Source organism: Rhizobium sp. P1_C7 (assembly GCF_056406295.1).
Map to the genome: position 1 here is coordinate 175,013 of NZ_JBFUAL010000007.1, position 17,624 is coordinate 192,636.

The 17,624-nt window shown below is 59.0% G+C and carries 21 protein-coding genes and 1 pseudogene; 6 read left to right on the top strand and 16 right to left on the bottom strand.

The window, feature by feature from the left end:
• Positions 1–5: 5 nt before the first annotated feature.
• Together AC1D2R_RS13315 and AC1D2R_RS13320 are read right to left on the bottom strand one after the other, a co-directional pair.
• The gene (locus AC1D2R_RS13315) at positions 6–650 is read right to left on the bottom strand and encodes an HD domain-containing protein (protein ID WP_477967746.1); all 645 of its coding nucleotides are present in this window, start codon (positions 648–650) and stop codon (positions 6–8) included.
• 88 nt (positions 651–738) lie between these two features.
• Positions 739–1,049 (bottom strand): annotated as a pseudogene (locus tag AC1D2R_RS13320) (EAL domain-containing protein); the annotation flags it as partial.
• 395 nt (positions 1,050–1,444) lie between these two features.
• Here AC1D2R_RS13320 and AC1D2R_RS13325 point away from each other — a divergent pair.
• Together AC1D2R_RS13325 and AC1D2R_RS13330 are read left to right on the top strand one after the other, a co-directional pair.
• A complete protein-coding gene (locus AC1D2R_RS13325; RefSeq protein ID WP_477967747.1) occupies positions 1,445–1,759 on the top strand; it encodes a hypothetical protein in 315 nt (104 codons plus the stop codon).
• 125 nt (positions 1,760–1,884) lie between these two features.
• The gene (locus tag AC1D2R_RS13330; protein WP_477967748.1) at positions 1,885–2,400 is read left to right on the top strand and encodes a superoxide dismutase family protein; all 516 of its coding nucleotides are present in this window, start codon (positions 1,885–1,887) and stop codon (positions 2,398–2,400) included.
• A gap of 16 nt (positions 2,401–2,416) precedes the next feature.
• On the opposite strand, the gene AC1D2R_RS13335 is transcribed toward AC1D2R_RS13330, so the two are convergent.
• The 8 genes from AC1D2R_RS13335 to AC1D2R_RS13370 form a co-directional block, all read right to left on the bottom strand.
• Positions 2,417–2,911: a hypothetical protein gene (locus AC1D2R_RS13335; RefSeq protein WP_477967749.1), complete on the bottom strand. Its 495-nt coding sequence runs from the start codon at positions 2,909–2,911 to the stop codon at positions 2,417–2,419.
• A 149-nt stretch (positions 2,912–3,060) separates the two neighbouring features.
• Positions 3,061–3,624 carry a tyrosine phosphatase family protein gene (locus AC1D2R_RS13340; RefSeq protein ID WP_477967750.1) on the bottom strand — a complete coding sequence of 188 codons (564 nt, stop codon included), beginning with the start codon at positions 3,622–3,624 and terminating at the stop codon, positions 3,061–3,063.
• Positions 3,621–4,190: a YfbR-like 5'-deoxynucleotidase gene (locus AC1D2R_RS13345; protein WP_477967887.1), complete on the bottom strand. Its 570-nt coding sequence runs from the start codon at positions 4,188–4,190 to the stop codon at positions 3,621–3,623. Before AC1D2R_RS13345 ends, AC1D2R_RS13340 begins: the two co-directional genes overlap by 4 nt.
• Before the next feature lie 29 nt (positions 4,191–4,219).
• Positions 4,220–5,056: a CAF17-like 4Fe-4S cluster assembly/insertion protein YgfZ gene (gene ygfZ / locus AC1D2R_RS13350; protein WP_477967751.1), complete on the bottom strand. Its 837-nt coding sequence runs from the start codon at positions 5,054–5,056 to the stop codon at positions 4,220–4,222.
• A 61-nt stretch (positions 5,057–5,117) separates the two neighbouring features.
• Positions 5,118–5,867: a hypothetical protein gene (locus AC1D2R_RS13355; RefSeq protein ID WP_477967752.1), complete on the bottom strand. Its 750-nt coding sequence runs from the start codon at positions 5,865–5,867 to the stop codon at positions 5,118–5,120.
• A 17-nt stretch (positions 5,868–5,884) separates the two neighbouring features.
• Complete coding sequence (locus AC1D2R_RS13360) at positions 5,885–6,142, bottom strand: hypothetical protein (RefSeq protein ID WP_160005908.1); 258 nt, start codon at positions 6,140–6,142, stop codon at positions 5,885–5,887.
• 100 nt (positions 6,143–6,242) lie between these two features.
• On the bottom strand, positions 6,243–6,698 hold the full coding sequence (locus tag AC1D2R_RS13365) for a TIGR02301 family protein (RefSeq protein WP_477967888.1): 456 nt from the start codon (positions 6,696–6,698) through the stop codon (positions 6,243–6,245).
• A 36-nt stretch (positions 6,699–6,734) separates the two neighbouring features.
• A complete protein-coding gene (locus AC1D2R_RS13370) occupies positions 6,735–7,151 on the bottom strand; it encodes an NUDIX hydrolase (protein WP_477967753.1) in 417 nt (138 codons plus the stop codon).
• 245 nt (positions 7,152–7,396) lie between these two features.
• On the opposite strand from AC1D2R_RS13370, the gene AC1D2R_RS13375 reads away from it, so the two are divergent.
• Positions 7,397–8,161, top strand: coding sequence for an SOS response-associated peptidase (locus AC1D2R_RS13375; RefSeq protein ID WP_477967754.1), 765 nt, complete (start codon positions 7,397–7,399; stop codon positions 8,159–8,161).
• Positions 8,162–8,212: 51 nt separating this feature from the next.
• A complete protein-coding gene (locus AC1D2R_RS13380) occupies positions 8,213–8,836 on the top strand; it encodes a LysE/ArgO family amino acid transporter (protein ID WP_477967755.1) in 624 nt (207 codons plus the stop codon).
• Here the strand turns inward: AC1D2R_RS13380 and AC1D2R_RS13385 are convergent.
• From AC1D2R_RS13385 to AC1D2R_RS13405, 5 genes are all read right to left on the bottom strand, one after another.
• Complete coding sequence (locus tag AC1D2R_RS13385) at positions 8,833–8,973, bottom strand: hypothetical protein (RefSeq protein ID WP_477967756.1); 141 nt, start codon at positions 8,971–8,973, stop codon at positions 8,833–8,835. The genes AC1D2R_RS13380 and AC1D2R_RS13385 overlap by 4 nt on opposite strands.
• A 158-nt stretch (positions 8,974–9,131) precedes the next feature.
• A complete protein-coding gene (gene pssA / locus AC1D2R_RS13390; protein WP_477967757.1) occupies positions 9,132–9,980 on the bottom strand; it encodes a CDP-diacylglycerol--serine O-phosphatidyltransferase in 849 nt (282 codons plus the stop codon).
• Positions 9,981–9,998: 18 nt separating this feature from the next.
• Positions 9,999–10,781, bottom strand: a complete 783-nt coding sequence (locus tag AC1D2R_RS13395; protein WP_477967758.1) for a phosphatidylserine decarboxylase — start codon at positions 10,779–10,781, stop codon at positions 9,999–10,001.
• Positions 10,782–10,834: 53 nt separating this feature from the next.
• The gene (locus AC1D2R_RS13400; RefSeq protein ID WP_477967759.1) at positions 10,835–12,712 is read right to left on the bottom strand and encodes an ABCB family ABC transporter ATP-binding protein/permease; all 1,878 of its coding nucleotides are present in this window, start codon (positions 12,710–12,712) and stop codon (positions 10,835–10,837) included.
• Positions 12,713–12,910: 198 nt separating this feature from the next.
• The gene (locus AC1D2R_RS13405; RefSeq protein ID WP_477967760.1) at positions 12,911–14,926 is read right to left on the bottom strand and encodes a LysM peptidoglycan-binding domain-containing protein; all 2,016 of its coding nucleotides are present in this window, start codon (positions 14,924–14,926) and stop codon (positions 12,911–12,913) included.
• Positions 14,927–15,081: 155 nt separating this feature from the next.
• Between AC1D2R_RS13405 and AC1D2R_RS13410 the strand changes: the two genes are divergently transcribed.
• Positions 15,082–15,708, top strand: coding sequence for an LOG family protein (locus AC1D2R_RS13410; protein ID WP_477967761.1), 627 nt, complete (start codon positions 15,082–15,084; stop codon positions 15,706–15,708).
• 9 nt (positions 15,709–15,717) lie between these two features.
• On the opposite strand, the gene rarD is transcribed toward AC1D2R_RS13410, so the two are convergent.
• Complete coding sequence (rarD, locus tag AC1D2R_RS13415) at positions 15,718–16,632, bottom strand: EamA family transporter RarD (RefSeq protein WP_477967762.1); 915 nt, start codon at positions 16,630–16,632, stop codon at positions 15,718–15,720.
• A gap of 114 nt (positions 16,633–16,746) precedes the next feature.
• Between rarD and AC1D2R_RS13420 the strand changes: the two genes are divergently transcribed.
• A complete protein-coding gene (locus tag AC1D2R_RS13420) occupies positions 16,747–17,622 on the top strand; it encodes a protein-L-isoaspartate O-methyltransferase family protein (RefSeq protein ID WP_477967763.1) in 876 nt (291 codons plus the stop codon).
• Positions 17,623–17,624: the final 2 nt, after the last annotated feature.

Consider the following 17,624-nt stretch of genomic DNA (forward strand, 5'->3'; position numbering starts at 1 on the left):
TACTCCTAGATTTCGTCCATGAAGGCCTCAAGGAAGTCTCGTAGCCGCTTATCGCGCTCTGCGGCAAGTGCTCGGCCGGCGTCGGTCTTGAATCCATCGGCCAGCTTGAAGAGTTTGGTCTGGAAATGGTCGATAACGTAGCGCCGGTCGTCAAGGGGGCGGGTTTTGCCGGCGGGATCGAAAGGATTGTAAAGCGCCGACGACATTCGTCCGCCGATATAGAAGCAGCGTCCGACGCCGACCATTCCGATCGCATCGAGCCGGTCGGCATCCTGCAGAATCTTCGCCTCCAGCGTATCGGGTTCGATATTTGCGGAAAAGCTATGTGCCGTCACGGCATGTGCGACCGCAGCAATATCCGGGCAACTCCAGCCGAGGTCGGCAAGAACGCTGGACGCCTTCTCCGCGGCCAGTGCCGAGGCCTTCTCCCGAAGCGGCGAGCTTTTCTCGACGGCGACACAGTCGTGCAGCAGAACTGCGGCGGCGAGGATCCTCGCATCTCCGCCCGCACTTGCCTGGATCCGCATCGCGTTCTTGAAGACGCGCAGGATATGCGCGAGATCGTGAGAGCCGTCATCGCCTTCATGCGAGTGGGGGATGAGTTCCGCCGCAAGCGTTTCAAATGGAGAGAAGGCATTGACCTCGAACATGGGTGCACCTGACAGCAACGGCAATACCTCCTCATAGAGGCGGGCGGTCCGAGTCGCAATGAATCCGCTCAGTTGGTCTTGGCATTGCTTATGCCTCGTTGCATGCTGAGCAAGTAGCGCAGTCTGCTACAGGGCGTGGTGGTCTGATATGATAGCCCTGTATTTCGTTGCAGGATTCTCGTTGGAGCAACACCAGCTGTTGTGCAGTTTCCACGCCTTCGACAGTGACCCGCATGCCAAGCGCATCGCCGAGAAGGATGATGGCGCGCATGATTGCAAAGGCTTCCCTGTTCTGGACGATGTCAATCACAAAGGACTTGTCGATCTTGATCTCGTCGAAGGGAAAGCTGCTGAGGTAACTCAGAATGAATAGCCGGTGCCGAAATCATCGTTTCCAACAATCTATTTCTATGCGGTGGACAGGACATCTAAAGAAATTCCTGAAATCTGACGTAGCCTGTTTTGCAATTTTTGATTGAAATAAAGAAGTGTAATTGTTCGGCTACAATCTCCGGCTCACTTTAGTATTCGATTTGCAGTGACATAAAATATGTCGTGGGCGCTATATTGCTTCGAAGCCGCGAATTGGCCTGGCGGGGCTGAAACCCATGGCCTTGCGGTTTCGGGCAGGCCGCGCGCTGCCCCGGGGTAACACTCTGTCAATTATCGTTAATGCGGTATTAACAACTTATTGACCGGGGACGCAAATCAGTTTACCTGAACCACCTAGTTGTGATTTTCCCTATTTGTATTGCGTACAAACATCACCGGTATAGCGGTGAACGGAGGTTTGTATGAGCCGTATTTCATCTGTCAACGATACTTCGTACGCGTATCTGGCGACACTCTCGAGGCTGGACATGAATGGCGACGGCGTGTTGAGCCGTGGCGAAAAGGCGGCTGATGATAAGCCCGGAATCCTGAAGCAGTTGAATGAAGGGGAGGAATCACAAGAACCCTCGCCGAAGCTTTCTAACGGCGTGCTCGCGTTCATGATGGGAACGCAGGAGATGGGCAGCGTGAATTTATCCTCCCAGCGCCAGAACATCGTGTCCGACGATCTGTATAGGAACACCTATGGTCAGTATGATCTGGATATCGCTTCCTGATTGAGACCTGTGATTAGTCTGTTTGGAAAGCCGGCCGTGTGCCGGCTTTTTCTTTGTCCCTGATCGGGGAACGCCTCCAGTCGCCGCGCGTTTTGCATCGGTGGCCAAAAAGGGGGGAGATTCCCGTGGGAGCGATGCGATTGATTGCATTTTCGAGCTTTGTCGCCATCACGACTATTGCGACAGCTCAGGACCAGCAGACAGCGGTGGCGAATTTCATAGGCAAGGATGGCAAGGAGACCGGGCGCGCATCCATCACTGCAGCGGCGAGCGGAGGCGTATTGATCGAACTCGAAGTCTCGGGTCTACCTGCGAACAAATGGGTAGCGTTCCATGTTCACGAGATCGGAAAATGTGATGCGGCCAGCCACCACGAATCGGCCGGCAAGCATTTCAATCCGACCAATACCGAACATGGTTTCCTGGCCGTAAAGGGTCCGCATGCGGGCGACATGCCAAACCAATATGTCGGCCAGGACGGTACGCTTAGGGCTCAGGTCTTCGACAGCATGGTGACGCTCGATGGGAAGCAGAACGGCATTCGCCGACGAGCATTGTTGATCCATGCAAATTCGGACGATTATCGCAGCCAGCCTGCAGGCGACGCTGGCGAACGACTTGCTTGTGCCGTTATCAAGTAGCGCTGCGACCGCAGTGTCACCTGTAATAGAATCGCTCCGCGTACCACTTCCGTGAGACCATCGGCTGCTCGGTTGCCAGCCAGTGCGCAATGTCACTCTCTTCGAGCAAATCGGCTGTCGCGCTGTCCTCCAGCCCGACAAAGATGAGGTTGGTGTTTTCGCGAAGGTGCGGATCCGTCGTTCTGACTATTCGACCATCGTTGCCGGCGCGCAGGATATTCATCCGGACATAGAAGAACTCGGGACGAAAATCCATTTCGCTCGCTTCGTGAAACGCGTGAGCGACGTCGATGACCGAGTCCGTGGGGCCGCTGTAGGCCGTGATTGCTTCGTTCAGCCCAAATGTCGCGCCATAGAGTGTTACTGAGCGGAAAGGTACCGGACTGGCCTCACCGCTGATCAGGTCAATCTGCTGGCCGAACGAACTCACATGTAAATCCGCAAGCGTGCCGCGGAAAAAATAGTAGAAACGCTCGCGCGTGAGATACACCGCCTGCCAGTTGAAGCGCACATAGTCGTCCGACAAATTAGTCACGCTCTTCAAGGCGCTTAGGCATCGGACATATGTGTCCCGGTAGTTCGGTAGTAACATCGATTATCTCCTTTGGAGAAAAACAGATGTCACCCAAAAACGTTCCACCTTTACCTAAGTGTCGAGCGTCAGCGTATTGGCAAACTCCTCTCGTCAAAAGTGCCCCTGTCTTGCAGCTCCCGGAGCGTCAGGACGAACGGCGCGTCGCCACCGGTATCTGCGCCACGCCCGATTGCGCGAACGGCATCGGCCAGTCGTCCATTCCGGCCGAGAATATCGTCGCCGATTTCAACGATCCGCATATTCGGCGTTGCAAACGGCGATGCAGCGCGTAGACGGCCGGCAAGTGTGGCCTCGCTCTGATCCGGCACCAAGGAAAGAGCAGCAATTAGTGCCGCCGCCGGCGACCTGGAGACGCCCATCCAGCAATGGAGGAGAAGCGGCGCACCCTGATCCCAATGCCTGGCAAAGTCGATGATTTGCCGAACATGCGTCTCGTCGGGGGCAACGAGGTTGCCGGTTCCCTTGAAGGTGATGTCATTCATGTTGAGAAGCAGGTGGCGATGCGCTTTGATGACGGCGGGCCTGTGAAAAGCCTGTTCCTTCGCCATGAGGCTGATCATTTCACGGGCGCCGTGCCTCACCGCTATTTCGGCAATACGGGAAAGCGGCGCAACGATGATCGCGGTCATGATTTACTCCGCAACATTTCGAGCGCATCGAAGCGCTCGCAGAATAGACGCTGGGCTTCGATCGCTGGCAGGGGGGTGATTAGCAGCATCTCCTTGGTGATGCCACGCGGCTGACCGAAGAATTGCTGGGCTTCGGCGGTGCTGAACCCTGCAAGCTGCGATGCCTCGAAGTAGGCGGCAATCGTGTCAGCCTTTTTGATTCTGTCCTTCAACTCGCGTGAGGGGTGGGGTGGCAGGCCGAAGCGCAGGTGGATCGCCGCCTCCAATCGCTTCTCGACAGCCTTGTATCCGCCCCCGACGACCGACTTGAACGGTGATATCATATCACCGATCACATACTCCGGGGCATCGTGCAGCAGTGCCATGAGACACTCCTCGGGCGTTATCGCATTGAGGCGTCGGAAGATATCCTCAACAACAAGACTGTGCTGGGCGACGGAGAAGGCGTGGTCGCCTGATGTTTGGCCGTTCCATCGCGCAACGCGCGCAAGGCCATGGGCAATGTCGCCGATTTCGACGTCAAGAGGTGAGGGGTCGAGTAGATCGAGCCTGCGACCGGAAAGCATGCGCTGCCACGCGCGCGGAGCCTTTGCGGTCAAGCGGTGGCCTCGTCGGCAGCCGACGGGAAGACAAGTCCGGACCAGATCGGCAACGCCACTGTAACCGGGATCGCACCCGCAAGAAGCGGTGTCCCAGCGGCAATTGCTTCGCCCGCGCGGTCTGTACGTATGATGGCAAGGCCGGTATGTCCCACGACAGAGCCGATGATGCCGATGGGCTTGCCAGCTGCCGTTATCTCGCTGCCAGAGGCAGGCAACGGCTCCGTACTCGTCACAGTCACGACACGACGACGGGCCGTCCCCCGGTGCTGCATGCGCGATACGACTTCTTGGCCGACATAGCAGCCCTTCTTGAAAGAAAGGCCGCCGTTGAGATCCATTAGCACGTCGTGAGGGAAGGCATCCTGCAGCGCGTAATCCGAACCCGCTACCGCAACCCCGTGCGCCGCACGCAGCGCGACATACAAGGCAAGATCGCCGTTGCCATGTTCGCCGGCGCTACGCGAAACTGCGATTCCCGCCATGGCAAAACGGCTGTCTCTCCATCCCGACCCAGGGCCGTCATCCCATGAAACCGTAACGCCTTCGCCGCCCGCCTTGAGATCGACGGCGGCTCGCAACTTGTACATCGCCAGCCGCTTCAACAGGGCGTCCCGCTGGCTGTCATCCGTCTCCATCACATAGTTGTCGCCATCACGCCAAATCATGAAATCGAACAAGATCTTCCCTTGGGGCGTCAAAAGGGCGCCTGGTCGGGCTTCATCAGCGCCCAGCGACACAATGTCGGTGGTAATCAGATTCTGCAGGAAGGACTGAGCTTCGGCGCCGGTCACCCGGATGAGTGCACGGTCTCTCAGAAAGACGGCTGGCATGGTCGCACCTGTCGCGTTGTTGTCGCTCAGAAGTATGTCTTCGGGGACAGGATCGCAAGCGTCAGTCGCCCGCGGTGAAGTACTTCCACTTGCCGTCCGCTGTAATGCCGAGACGGTAGAAATTGTAGCCGCCGAACTCCTGCATGTCGGCCAGGTCGCCCGCCGTCACGATGCGCAACAGTTCGACTCGCTCCGGCGGAGTCAGGGTCTTGAGATCCTTCTCGGCAAAGTATGGCCAGACATACATGTCGTCCGCCGTGCCTTGACCGACGTGAACGAAACCCGTCGAGATGATGTCGAGCATGATCGCAAGAATTTCGTCACCGTCCGGGTCCCCGGAGAGGTCCTTGAGCGCACTGATCGGGTCGTCCGCCGGCTCTCCCACGGTCACTTGCGTCTGGTTTGCGCCGGTTCCGAGCAACGGGCGTAGTCGCTCGAGATCGCCCGACGCAGCAGCTTCGACGATCTGCTCGCGCATGCGCCGAACAGGTTCCGGTACCTTGGTGATATCGTAGATCACGTCCACGGGCTTGGAAGTGTCCTGGGCGCCGGGAGTGGTGTCGGAGCCTTGTGCCGCGGGCTTGTCGATCAGTGCGCCGGGCGAAGGGATTCCGGAAGGCGTTGCCGGAGATGCTGCGGGCTTGCCGCTGCTTTGATCGGATGCGGCGCCGTCTGTAAGGCCGGGCGTTTTCTTCAGTTCGGAGAGTGCTGACGCAGTCGTCGCGCTCAACAAATTGGTAGCACCGACGCTGATTGCAAGCAAAAGCGGCGCGATCGCAAGCCGCGAAGCATTGTCCTTATCGGTGCGCATTAAACTCTCTGTGGCTATTATTGCAGGGTGCGGGTCGGAGAGAACTCACCGGCAAGCATGCGTTCGCGCAGCGATTCCAGCAAGGCTTCCGCACTGTTTTCGCCGTGAAGGCGAATAGTTTCACGAAGGGCATGAATGATGGCCGTGTCGGCAATGATCTCCGGCTCGATGCCGTCTGCCATGCCATCGGCCCAAGCTTCATTATGGTACTCCAAGGCCGCCTGCATCTTTTCGTGGACGATCATATCGTCGATGTCATTGAGGCTCGGTTCCATTGTTTTTTCCTCGAACTGCATGCCTTACTGCCTAGTTAACAACTCTATCAGCCTTTTCCCAAAACGACACGTCCGCGAGTGAAAAGAGGTTAATTAAACGTTAATTTCCAAAGCGAGACGTTATTTCTGTGGCGAGTGTTGCACCTTCGTTACGGTAGCGCTCTTCTGCCACGATAGCGGCCGGTGTGCAATCGGTATAAACCGAGGCGAAGGCGCGATAACCGCGATTGAAGGCTGCTGTCAACTTCTCCTTGCGCTGTGGCTCGTCTTTCGCTTCTGAATCAAGCAGTTGTTGCATTTGCAACCGCCACTTGTCTCCGTTTTCCGCCTTGCACAGCGTTCGTAGATAATGGACGGACCCCAGCACTTCGGCGAGGCGCGCGAGCTTGTCGTCATAGGGTACGGTGACCGTTTTTGGTGCATCCGCTTCCGGAACCGCCGGCGCCGTTTGGCCCTGTGCCCAGGCATATATCGGTATCGCCGTGCCGGCGCAGAGAACAACAGACAGGAACACGCGTCGAACGGGAATCATTGAAATAGTTGATACCTTCACGATGACGGGAACAAGGCATCGCGCTGGATTTCCACCTGCTTATTCTCCCCGCGCTATTCGTTCGGCGCATTCCAGCACGCTCTGCGGCGTCGGCAGCCTGCGGATTTCATCGACGGTGTACCATCCAATCTCAGCAGCATCGTCCGCGGCGACCGCAACGGCTTCTTCGTCCGCGTCTACGAGAAAGACGGAGAGAAAGAAGTGGCTGCGCAAGCTGCCGTCGGCATCATACGTCTTGAGATCATAGGTCGCGAAAAGCCGTGGATCGCGAGCGCAGATACCTGTTTCTTCCTCGAACTCGCGCAATGCCGTTTCCTCGGGTGTCTCGGCGGGCTCGGCTCGCCCGCCAGGGAAGGCATGCATGTCGGCGGACGGCGGATTGCGCCGGAGTACCAAAAGAAATCGCCCGTCGCGTTGCAGGATGCCAGAGGAAGCCGCCGTGGGAAGGGAACTCATGAAGGGATACCGTTTGTTGCGTGTCGGTCGTTGCGCTTGCTTGGCTCCGCGCTCGAACCACCGGATGGTGAGCGGAGCGATTCGACGGGAGTCTCTTGACTTATATCATCTACGCGGCAGCCGCCCTGTTCGAGATTGCGGGATGGGGCGCGCTTGCCTGTCTTTGCGGAACAGCGGCCATCCTCTTCGCCCCTCGAGGCTGAGCCGCGCTTGACTGGAAAAGTGCAGGGTGCAAAGACATCCCCATGTGTGGACGATATGCGCTAACGGTGTCCCCAGAAGAGCTGATGGAAATCCTCGGAGTGGTGGACCTCGATGATTTTCCTGCGCGCTACAATATCGCCCCGACGCAGCCGATTCTCGTTGTCGTCTCCGGCGATGCACCGGAAAGAGGGAGCAACCTTCCCGACCGGCGTGCCATGCTGGTACGCTGGGGCTTCACGCCGGGCTGGGTAAAGGATCCCAAAGCGTTCCCGCTTCTGATCAATGCCCGCTCCGAAACCGCGATCGGCAAAGCATCGTTCCGCGCCGCAATGCGGCACCGGCGCGTGCTCATTCCCACCTCCGGCTTCTATGAATGGCATCGCCCATCCAAGGCGAGCGGTGAGAAATCTCAGCCTTACTGGATCAAGCCTCGTCGCGGCGGCATCGTTGCCTTCGCCGGCCTGATGGAGACATGGTCCTCGGCCGACGGTTCGGAGGTGGATACCGGTGCCATTCTGACGACGGCTGCAAATTCCGCCATCGCGCCGATCCATGATCGCATGCCTGTGGTCATCAAACCCGAGGACTTCTCCCGTTGGCTCGACTGCAAGACGCAGGAGCCGCGCGATGTCGCCGATCTCATGCGTCCGGTCGAGGCGGATTTTTTCGAGGCGATCCCGGTCTCCGACAAGGTCAACAAGGTTGCCAATATGGGCTCCGATCTGCAGACACCCGTCGCCGTCGAGATGCTGCCCTCGCCGGTAGAGAAGAAGAAGCCGGATGACGGCCAGCTAAGCTTCTTCTGATCCCGTATTCCTGGTTCCATATTCCTGGCTTGCTCATTTCCGGAAAATCACATGTTCTCCATCTCGGCCGCGCTCTCCGGTTTCCTCCTCGGTGCCTCTCTCATCATCGCAATCGGCGCACAGAATGCCTTCATTCTGCGCCAGGGGCTGCTGCGATCACACGTCTTCGTTCTCTGCCTGATCTGCGCACTATGCGACGCCCTTCTTGTTGCCGCCGGTATAGCGGGCCTCGGAACGCTGGTATCTCGCTCGCCCGTGATGATTTCGGTGGTTACCCTCGGCGGCGCGGTCTTCCTTGGATGCTATGCCACCCTGGCCTTCAGGCGTGCGGTTCATCCGGGCGCAATGCAGGCAGGCGCACCTCAGGTGCTTGGACTGAAAGCAGCATTGGCTAGCTGCCTGGCGTTCACGTTTCTCAATCCGCATGTCTATCTGGACACGGTCGTGCTGCTCGGAAGTCTGTCGGCCGCCTACGAGGGGATGGACCGCGTAGCATACGGCACCGGAGCGGCAGCGGCTTCATTTATCTGGTTTTTCGGATTGGGGTACGGCGCACGTCTGTTGCAGCCGGTTTTCGCGAAACCCGCCGCATGGCGGGTTCTGGACGGGGTCATCGGTATTGTCATGGGGTTGCTAGCAACCAGCCTACTTGTCCGATTTTTCGTCGGCGCTTAGGCGGTCTTCTTCACCAGGGCCGGCTTGCTCTTCAGCATCAGGGCCGCGGCAAGAACGGCCTTGAGGCCGAGCGGGCGGTAGTTTGCGCTGAGATCGGTCGCCTGAGGCTGTTGGGCGCTTGTCTTCGTCGGGGTCACAACTCTCTCCTTACGTGCTGTCCCTAGACTCTTATATTTATTGCTCTTTTGTCTGTAATAGCGACAAAATGGAGGCAATCCCCATCAGGAATTATGTACGCAAACCATAATTCGCGAGCCTTGAGCCAAGCATTTCGATTGAGGAGCGTGAGAGACTTTCAGATATGACGACCGATGTCGTCTTCGCCGACGCCCGGTTCTTCGATCGTCAGCGTGCCATACTTGCGCTTCCACTTTCGGGCGCCGAAGGGAAGCGTCAGCAAATAGATAACGGCTGTGACGACCATGACCTCCCAAGTAAAGCTCGACAGCAGCGCGACATAGAGAACGACGCCGAGCATCATGGGCAGTACGAGATCGCGCCTCAACTTGCTTCCCTCGGACTTTCCTGACCAGACGGGTAAGCGGCTGATGAGCAGGAACGCGATGAGGACCGTATAGGCGGCGGAAATATAGGCGAAGGTCTTGTCAGTGGTCAGCCCCAGGAAGCCGACGTAAACAGGAAGCAGCACGAGCATGGCGCCGGCCGGAGCCGGAACGCCGACGAAATACTCCGACTGCCACGTTGCTTTGTTTTCGCGCTCGGCCATGACATTGAAACGGGCCAGGCGAAGTCCAGCTGCGATGGCGTATATAAGTGCCGCGATCCATCCGATCGAGCGGGCTTGATCCAGAGCGAAGACATACACCACAAGCGCCGGAGCGACCCCGAAATTGACGATATCGGCAAGCGAATCCATTTGGGCGCCGAACTTCGACGTCGCCTTCATCAGGCGCGCGACACGACCGTCGATCCCGTCGAGAAATGCTGCCAGAAGCACCATGCCCACGGCGAGCTCGTAGCGATTTTCGAAGGCGAGGCGAATGCCGGTCAGTCCTGCGCAGATCGCCAGAATGGTGATGAGGTTGGGAACGACCAGCCGAAGCGGTATCTCGCGAAGCCGCGGCCCGCGCGCCGAATCGTCAAGCGGGCCGTTTGGTTCGAAAGGTGGGAAGGGCGTTTCCATGTCGCGCTCCAATGGTTCTTAGCTGCGACGGCTTACGACGGGGCCCTTAGCGGAGCCGAACTCGGCAAGCACAGTCTCGCCGGCAATCGCCGTTTGCCCCAGGGTAACGCGCGGTGAGGCACCTGCCGGCAAGAAGACATCGAGGCGGGAGCCGAAACGAATCAGGCCGAAACGCTCGCCGGCATCCAGCGGCTCATTCGCATTTGCCCAGCAAAGAATACGGCGCGCAACGAGACCCGCGATCTGAACGACGCCGATCTGGCCGTGTGTTGTTTCAATGACAAGGCCATTGCGCTCATTGTCTTCGCTCGCCTTGTCGAGTTCGGCGTTCACAAAGCTGCCTGATCGGTAGTTGACGCTGACGATGCGGCCGCGCATCGGAGCGCGGTTCACATGGCAGTTGAAGACGTTCATGAAGACCGAGATCCGCAGCATCGGCTCAGAGCCGAGACTGAGTTCAGCCGGCGGAATGACCATCTGGACAGACGAGACCTTGCCGTCGGCAGGCGAGACCACGAGATCGTCGTCCTGAGGCGTCATGCGCTCCGGATCGCGGAAGAAATAGGCGCACCATACCGTCAGGATCAGGCCGATCCAGAACAGCGGCTTGAACACCCAGCCCAGAAGCAACGAGGCGACGAAGAAGGCGGCGATGAAGGGGTAGCCTTCCTTGTGCACCGGAACGATCGTGTTGCGAACCGTATTGAACAAGCTCATGTATGCCGCTCTCCTAGCGTTTTCGTATCCGCTGGTTACAGGGAAACCTTGGCGGGGGCAATGCTGGTGCCCCCTCATGCACATCTATGGATGGTTTCTGAACAGCAAAACGCCGACGCGCCTGATCCGTCCAGGATTTAGGTTGCCGGCGCCAGTCTGTTCACGACACCCAAGTCGTCGCTCTCGCGTACCTGCTTCAGATGCTCCTCTGCCTGCGTGGCCTCCCGCTGGCGGCTCCACATCGACGCATAGAGGCCGTTTTTGAGAAGAAGCTCCGCGTGGGTACCGCGTTCGGCAATCTCACCACTCTTCAAGACGATGATTTCGTCTGCGCCGATGACCGTCGACAGGCGGTGGGCGATGACCAGGGTTGTGCGATTCTTCGAAACGACGTCGAGCGCAGCCTGGATTTCGCGCTCTGTCGTGGTGTCGAGTGCAGAGGTGGCTTCGTCCAGGATCAGGATCGGCGGCGCCTTGAGGATGGTCCTGGCGATCGCAACGCGCTGCTTTTCGCCACCGGAGAGTTTTAGGCCGCGCTCGCCGACCTTGGTATCGAAGCCTTCGGGCAGGAGATCGATGAAATGGGCGATCTGAGCAATTTCCGCTGCCGCCTTGACGTCCGCCTCGCTGGCCGAAGGGCGGCCATAGCGAATGTTGTAGGCGACGGTGTCGTTGAACAGCACGGTGTCCTGCGGAACCATGCCGATCACCGTCCGTAGGCTCTTTTGAGTGACGTCCCGAATGTCCTGGCCATCCACCGTGATTGAACCGCTCTGGATGTCGTAGAAACGATAGAGCAGGCGCGACAGCGTTGATTTGCCGGCGCCGGAAGGCCCGACGACGGCGACTGTCTTGCCGGCTGGCACGTCGAAGGAGATCCCCTTCAGGATCGGTCGCGCCGCATCATAGGCGAAGTGGACGTCCCTGAAGGCAATAGCACCCTGGCCAATGTTCAAAGCCACCGACCCGGGCGCATCCTTCACTTCTGCCTGCACCTCCAGAAGATCGAACATCTGCTCGATATCTGTCAGCCCCTGTCGGATTTCGCGGTAGACGAAGCCGATGAAATTCAGCGGCACCGAAAGCTGCAGCAGCATGGCGTTGACGAAGACGAAATCGCCGACCGTCTGCTCGCCGCGCTGAACGGCGAGAGCAGAGAGGATCAGCATGACGGTGGTTCCCAGACCGAAGATCACTCCCTGCCCGAAGTTCAACCAGCCGAGTGACGTCCAAACGCTCGTCGCCGCCTTCTCGTAGCGCTCCATCGACGCATCGAAGCGTTTCGCCTCCATCTCCTCGTTGCCGAAATACTTGACGGTCTCGAAGTTGAGGAGAGAGTCAATCGCCTTGGTGTTGGCGTCGGTGTCGCTGTCGTTCATCGACTTGCGAATGGAGATGCGCCAGTCGCTCGCCCGGATAGTGAACCAGATGTAGGCCCAGACCGTGAAGGCGGTCACCGCGAGGTACGAAAAGCCGTAACCCCACCAGAAGATAACGGCCGTCAGCAGGAATTCGATGAGCGTCGGCACCGAGTTCAGGATCGTGAAGCGCACGATCGTTTCTATGCCCTTCGTGCCGCGCTCGATGATGCGGGAAAGGCCACCCGTCTTGCGCTCAAGGTGAAAGCGAAGCGAGAGCTCATGCATGTGCACGAACGTCTTGTAGGCGAGCTGCCGAACCGCATGCTGGCCGACGCTGGCAAACAGTGCGTCGCGCATCTGGTTGAGGGCGAGCTGAATGAGGCGGGTGAGATTATACGCGATCACCAGCGCCGTCGCGCCAACGAACAGATCCGGCACCTTGCCGGCAAGGTCCATCTTTCCGTTCAGCGCGTCTGTCGACCACTTGAAGAAGTAGGGAACCAGTAGCAGCACGAACTTGGAGACAAGCAGAAAGACCGACGCCCAGACCACTCGCATCTTCAGATCCGGACGACCGGAGGGCCACATGTAAGGCCAAAGGTTCAAGAGTGTCTGGAGAAGGTTGGAGTCTGAAACCGTCTTGCCGTTTGCCATGCATGTCTCCGGCCCACAAAGGGCTCTGGCCGTGTCGCGATCTCGGCAAATTGGCAGGGGCGACGCTTCGGAAAACCGCCGCCGAACGTGTCGCCGTCACCGCCAGATAGGGTGCCGACCGGAGCAATACAACAAGTGGATAGGACAGGAAAAGACCGGCCGGCTGTCATGTTGACCCCGGCCGGCGCTTGTTGCTTCCTATCGATGCTGGTCCGACATCCGTCTGCGGTGCAGCTCCTCGGCATTCGGCAAGACATCCTTGGGCAGGCCGAAGATCTGGCCCGGCAAAATGCGGTCGGGGTTCGTGATCTTGTCCTCATTGGCCACGTAGATCGTCGTATAGCGCACGCCGAGACCGTAGACGCGTCGGGAGATCTGCCAAAGCGTGTCGCCACGGCGGATGATGATGGTGTCCTTGCTCTCCTGCAGCGGGGCCTGTTCGATCGTTGCCGGCTGGCCACTCGCCACTTCATTCGTCGCTGGGGCGGAAGGAGCCGCCGCCGGAGGCGCGAGTTCTGCGAGCATCATGCCGAGATTGCGGAGCGCGTCGCCGACGGACCTAGCATCCCTCGGCAGCGATTGCAGCATCTTCAGTGCGTTGGTGGCCACCATCGAGGCGTTTGCTGCCCGTTCCTTGAAATCTGCCGTCGCATCTGTCGCAGCACGGAAATCGATAATCGAGCGCAGTGCAAATTCGTTGGCGGAACGGGCAGCGGCAAGCTGCTCAGCGCCCGGGATCTTGCCATCGGAAAACAAGCCGCTCAACAGCGCGAATGCTTTGCTGACATCGTTCTTCAGTTTGCCGAGTGCGGCTTCGTCGAGCGAGATAACAGGGGCGGAGCTGTTGGCGCCAGCGGTCCCGCTCTGGGCCGCGACCGTCACCTGGTTTCCCGCAGGACGATTGAAATTAACCGAGGCGCGAACGGCAACCTTGCCGGCACTGTCCAAGACATCGACACGGATCTTGTGGTCGCCGACAGCCAGCGGCATCACGCCGTCGATGACGAAATGGCCGTCCTGGCCGGCAGTGGCCTTGCCGATCAAGTTGTCATCCGCATAGGCAAGCACCTGCGCGGAAGGCTTTGCCGTACCAGCGACGAAAATCTTGTCACCTTCGATCTCTACGGCGTTGACCATGACGTCGGTTGCAGCGGGAGCGGCAGCCGCGGGCGCGCCCGCAACGGCTGAAGGGGCGGCCGTCTGGTCAGACGGCACTGTCGAAGCCTGATCCGCAGGTTGAGTGTTGCTGGCAACCGCGGGAATATCCGCAGTAGGACCCGTGATGATGCGGCTTGCGGTACCCGGCTTGGAGACCATTGCAAGCAGTTCCGAACCCTTGCCGTTCTTCGGAACCGAAACGGTAGCGACCTCCTCGGAAGTCGCGCTCCTTCCGTCCTTGCCGGTTGCCTTCAACAGCAGCTGATGGTCGCCTGCCTGAAGCGGATTTTCGAGGACGGCCGCAAAGTCGCCGCTGGGGCCGGCGTCGGTGGTCGTAACGACCTTTTCGCCGTCGATGATTTCAATCTTGCTGTTCGGCTCTGCTGAACCGGCGATCACCGTCGAGCCGTCCGGCTCGACACGCAGAACGTCGAAGGTGGGGAGCTTCGGGCCGGTGTTGGCAGATGTTGCCGGAGCAGAGCCGGCGTTGCCTGGGGTTCCGTTGCCCTGCGTCTGGTTGCCTGCCGCTGGAGCAGTAGACGCAGGCGCACCCGTCAGCGCCGCTTCGGCTTTGGCAATAGCAGCGGCAGCGTCCGCAATATTTTCCGGTAGCGCTTGAACGATAGCGAGCGCCTTGGATGCCCCATCCTTCGCCTTCTGAACAGCCGTTGCGGTAGCCTGGCTTGTCCCCTCTGGCACGGCGAAGTCGGCGATAGCCTGCAGAGATGTCGTCGCCTTGGACTTGGCGGCTCCGAAAACCTCTTCGGTCGGCCCCTTGCCATCGGCGAAGAGCGCCTTAAGTTCTGATAGCGCTTGCCCGGCTGTTGCCGTCACAGCGCCGAATTCCTGGGTCGTGGCGGCATCGTCCGGTGCGGAGGAGCGCGATGTCTTTGCAGATTCCGTAACTGTATTCTTGACCTCGGAGCCGGCCTGGTTGATTGCGTCGCCAACTTTCGCTGCTTCGCCTCCGATGCGGGGCATAACGAAAAAGACCATCAACAGAATTGCGATTACGAGCACTGCAAGGGCCAGCAAGCCGGCACGGTTTTTCATCATCAGGTCTCCCCAGGCGGCAAATGTGCCGGACTTCCTGAAATTGCTAGCGATTCCCGGTGCTTTGCACAAGCAGTCAAACTAGCCATGCAAATGTAAGACGCAGGTTTTCCGTCATTTTTCTTGACTGGACGCGGAGAGGATAGTTGTTTGCGGTTATGACAGATCAATCTCATTCCGTTCGCTCCATTTGCGTCTACTGCGGTTCGCGCCCCGGTCGTGATCCCAGCCACATGGCCGCTGGCCGTGCTCTCGGCAAGGAAATAGCCGAGTACGGCCTGCGCCTCGTTTATGGCGGAGGCACAAAGGGCATCATGGGAGCGGTTGCGAGCGGCACCCTTTCAAACGGCGGTCAGGTGACCGGCATCATTCCCGAGTTCCTGATCGACATGGAGGCGACGCGCCACTCCCTCGGCCAGCTCAACGAACTGATTGTAACTCCGGACATGCATGTGCGCAAACACACCATGTTCGAACGCTCCGATGCCTTTGTCGCTCTGCCGGGTGGCATAGGCACGCTTGAGGAGATCATCGAGATCATGACCTGGGCACAGCTCGGGCGCCATGAAAAGCCGATGGTGTTTGCCAACGTCAACGGCTTCTGGGATCCGATGATGGAGCTGCTGCGCCATATGACGGACGAGGGCTTCGTACACACTGCCCATCGCGTCCAGCCGCTCGTCATCGATGACGTGTCCGAGATCATCCCGGCGATCATGGCCAGGGCCGCGGAACTGGCATCCGCCGATCGCGACGGCGAGGAGGCGGTTATCTCGAAGATGTGAGGCCGGGAGCTATCTGTCGCGGCTCCCTTTGAGCATCGACCAAGTATACAGAACAAGGCCGGCCCAGATGAGCGGGAACGCGATCATCCGCGCAGTCCCGAGCGGCTCCTTGAAGATGAAGACAGCGATCAGGAAGATAATCGTCGGCGCGATGTACTGCATGATGCCTATTGTCGACAGGCGAAGCAGCTTGGCGCCGTTTGCATAGATCATCAGCGGCACGGCGGTAATGATGCCGCAACCGAGCAACAGGACGGTATCCGCCATGCCTGTGCGATAGAAGTGTCCATCGCCGCTGCCAAATTCCAGGTACAGGATGTAGATCAGCGCCGGTCCACTCAGGAGCATCACTTCCAGGAAAAATCCCTGATTTGGGCCAAGCGGAAGCGTCTTGCGGAAAAAGGCGTAGAGGCCCCAGGAGATCGTGAGCGTGAGCGCGACCCACGGAATGCCGCCATTGTCGAAGGCGAGGATGACGACGGCAACTCCGGCCAAAGCGATCGCCGCAATCTGGGCAGGACGCAGCTTCTCCTGAAGCAGAACGGCTCCGAGGAAAATACTGAACAGCGGGTTGATGAAGTAGCCGAGCGCTGCATCGAGCGAGTGGCCGGCGCCAATGGCCCAGACGTAGGTTCCCCAGTTGATGGTGATGAGCACAGCGGTCAGCGAAGCCATCGCCAACATCCGCGGTGAGCGCAGCGCAAGGCGGATATCTTGCGTGCGACCGAGAACGAGCAGCACCAGTCCCGCCAGCGGCAGTGACCACAGGATGCGGTGTGCTATTACTTCAGCGGGGGAGATATGGGCGACCGCTTTCATGTAGATCGGCAGGAAGCCCCACAGCAGGTAGGCCGTCAGCGCGAAGACAAAGCCGCGCGGACTATCTTCGTTCTTGATCAGCGGAGCACTTGCATCGGCGGACATCGAGTGTTTCCATCATTGTTCTAACTATGGAGCCGATTATCGCAACGGCTGTGAATGGGCCAATTCATTTCGGTGAACGGATGCCGGCCCCTATTTAACAACAGGGTGAGCAAGATGGACAAACGAGCTCTCGCGATCTGCCGCAATGCATTTGCCGTTCATATGCTAGCGAAAGAGGGTATTGCAGACGACGACGCTCTGCTGGATGCCTTCGCCACGGTTCCGCGCGAGCGCTTCCTCGGGCCGCCGCCCTGGAAAATGGCACATTGGGGTGGCTACGTGAATGTTCCCTCGAGCGATCCCGCTGCCGTTTACCAGGATGCGCTATTTGCGCTCCAACGCGAGCGTCATGTGAACAACGGTAGTCCCAGCCTGCACGCGCGAGGCCTGCACAGGCTCGCGCTCCGAAACGGTGATAGAGTGTGCCACATAGGTGCCGGCAGCGGTTACTATACCGCCATGATGGCCTTGATCGTCGGCTCGCACGGCAGCGTCACCGCTGTCGAGTTCGATGAGGCGCTTGCCAAACGCGCGAGTGATAATCTCAGGGACTACGCCAACGTTGATGTCGTCTGCGACAATGGGCATGAGTGGCCCCGGGAAGCGACCAACGCGATTTACGTGAATTTCGCTGTTCCCCGTCCTGCTGATCCATGGATCGAGCGCTTGAACGTCGGTGGCCGATTGATCTTTCCTCTGGGAGTTCCTGATGTCGACGGCGATGGGGGGGCGACCGGCCTTGCGTCCTATGCGGGTTTCATACTGGTGGATCGGCGGCTGCAAGGCTACGCGGTCGAGTTTCTCGGACCCGTAGCCTTCGTTTGGGGAGAAGCGACCAGCGGAACGTTCGAAAGCTACAGAGAGCTTGAGGCGGCGTTCCGCAAGGGCGGGATGCATGGCATCCGCGCCCTGCGCTGGAAGAAGGAGCGCACGGGCGAGGAATGGTATTCGCAACCTGACTGGGGTCTCGCCACCGGGCCTCTGCCCTGAGA

Bases quoted from the DNA above. Each gene is read 5' to 3' on its own strand.
- AC1D2R_RS13315 (WP_477967746.1), bottom strand. From the start codon at position 650: ATGTTCGAGGTCAATGCCTTCTCTCCATTTGAAACGCTTGCGGCGGAA.
- AC1D2R_RS13325 (WP_477967747.1), top strand. From the start codon at position 1,445: ATGAGCCGTATTTCATCTGTCAACGATACTTCGTACGCGTATCTGGCG.
- AC1D2R_RS13340 (WP_477967750.1), bottom strand. From the start codon at position 3,624: ATGACCGCGATCATCGTTGCGCCGCTTTCCCGTATTGCCGAAATAGCG.
- AC1D2R_RS13345 (WP_477967887.1), bottom strand. From the start codon at position 4,190: ATGCTTTCCGGTCGCAGGCTCGATCTACTCGACCCCTCACCTCTTGAC.
- ygfZ (WP_477967751.1), bottom strand. From the start codon at position 5,056: ATGCCAGCCGTCTTTCTGAGAGACCGTGCACTCATCCGGGTGACCGGC.
- AC1D2R_RS13355 (WP_477967752.1), bottom strand. From the start codon at position 5,867: ATGCGCACCGATAAGGACAATGCTTCGCGGCTTGCGATCGCGCCGCTT.
- AC1D2R_RS13360 (WP_160005908.1), bottom strand. From the start codon at position 6,142: ATGGAACCGAGCCTCAATGACATCGACGATATGATCGTCCACGAAAAG.
- AC1D2R_RS13370 (WP_477967753.1), bottom strand. From the start codon at position 7,151: ATGAGTTCCCTTCCCACGGCGGCTTCCTCTGGCATCCTGCAACGCGAC.
- AC1D2R_RS13375 (WP_477967754.1), top strand. From the start codon at position 7,397: ATGTGTGGACGATATGCGCTAACGGTGTCCCCAGAAGAGCTGATGGAA.
- AC1D2R_RS13380 (WP_477967755.1), top strand. From the start codon at position 8,213: ATGTTCTCCATCTCGGCCGCGCTCTCCGGTTTCCTCCTCGGTGCCTCT.
- pssA (WP_477967757.1), bottom strand. From the start codon at position 9,980: ATGGAAACGCCCTTCCCACCTTTCGAACCAAACGGCCCGCTTGACGAT.
- AC1D2R_RS13395 (WP_477967758.1), bottom strand. From the start codon at position 10,781: ATGTGCATGAGGGGGCACCAGCATTGCCCCCGCCAAGGTTTCCCTGTA.
- AC1D2R_RS13400 (WP_477967759.1), bottom strand. From the start codon at position 12,712: ATGGCAAACGGCAAGACGGTTTCAGACTCCAACCTTCTCCAGACACTC.
- AC1D2R_RS13405 (WP_477967760.1), bottom strand. From the start codon at position 14,926: ATGATGAAAAACCGTGCCGGCTTGCTGGCCCTTGCAGTGCTCGTAATC.
- AC1D2R_RS13410 (WP_477967761.1), top strand. From the start codon at position 15,082: ATGACAGATCAATCTCATTCCGTTCGCTCCATTTGCGTCTACTGCGGT.
- rarD (WP_477967762.1), bottom strand. From the start codon at position 16,632: ATGTCCGCCGATGCAAGTGCTCCGCTGATCAAGAACGAAGATAGTCCG.
- AC1D2R_RS13420 (WP_477967763.1), top strand. From the start codon at position 16,747: ATGGACAAACGAGCTCTCGCGATCTGCCGCAATGCATTTGCCGTTCAT.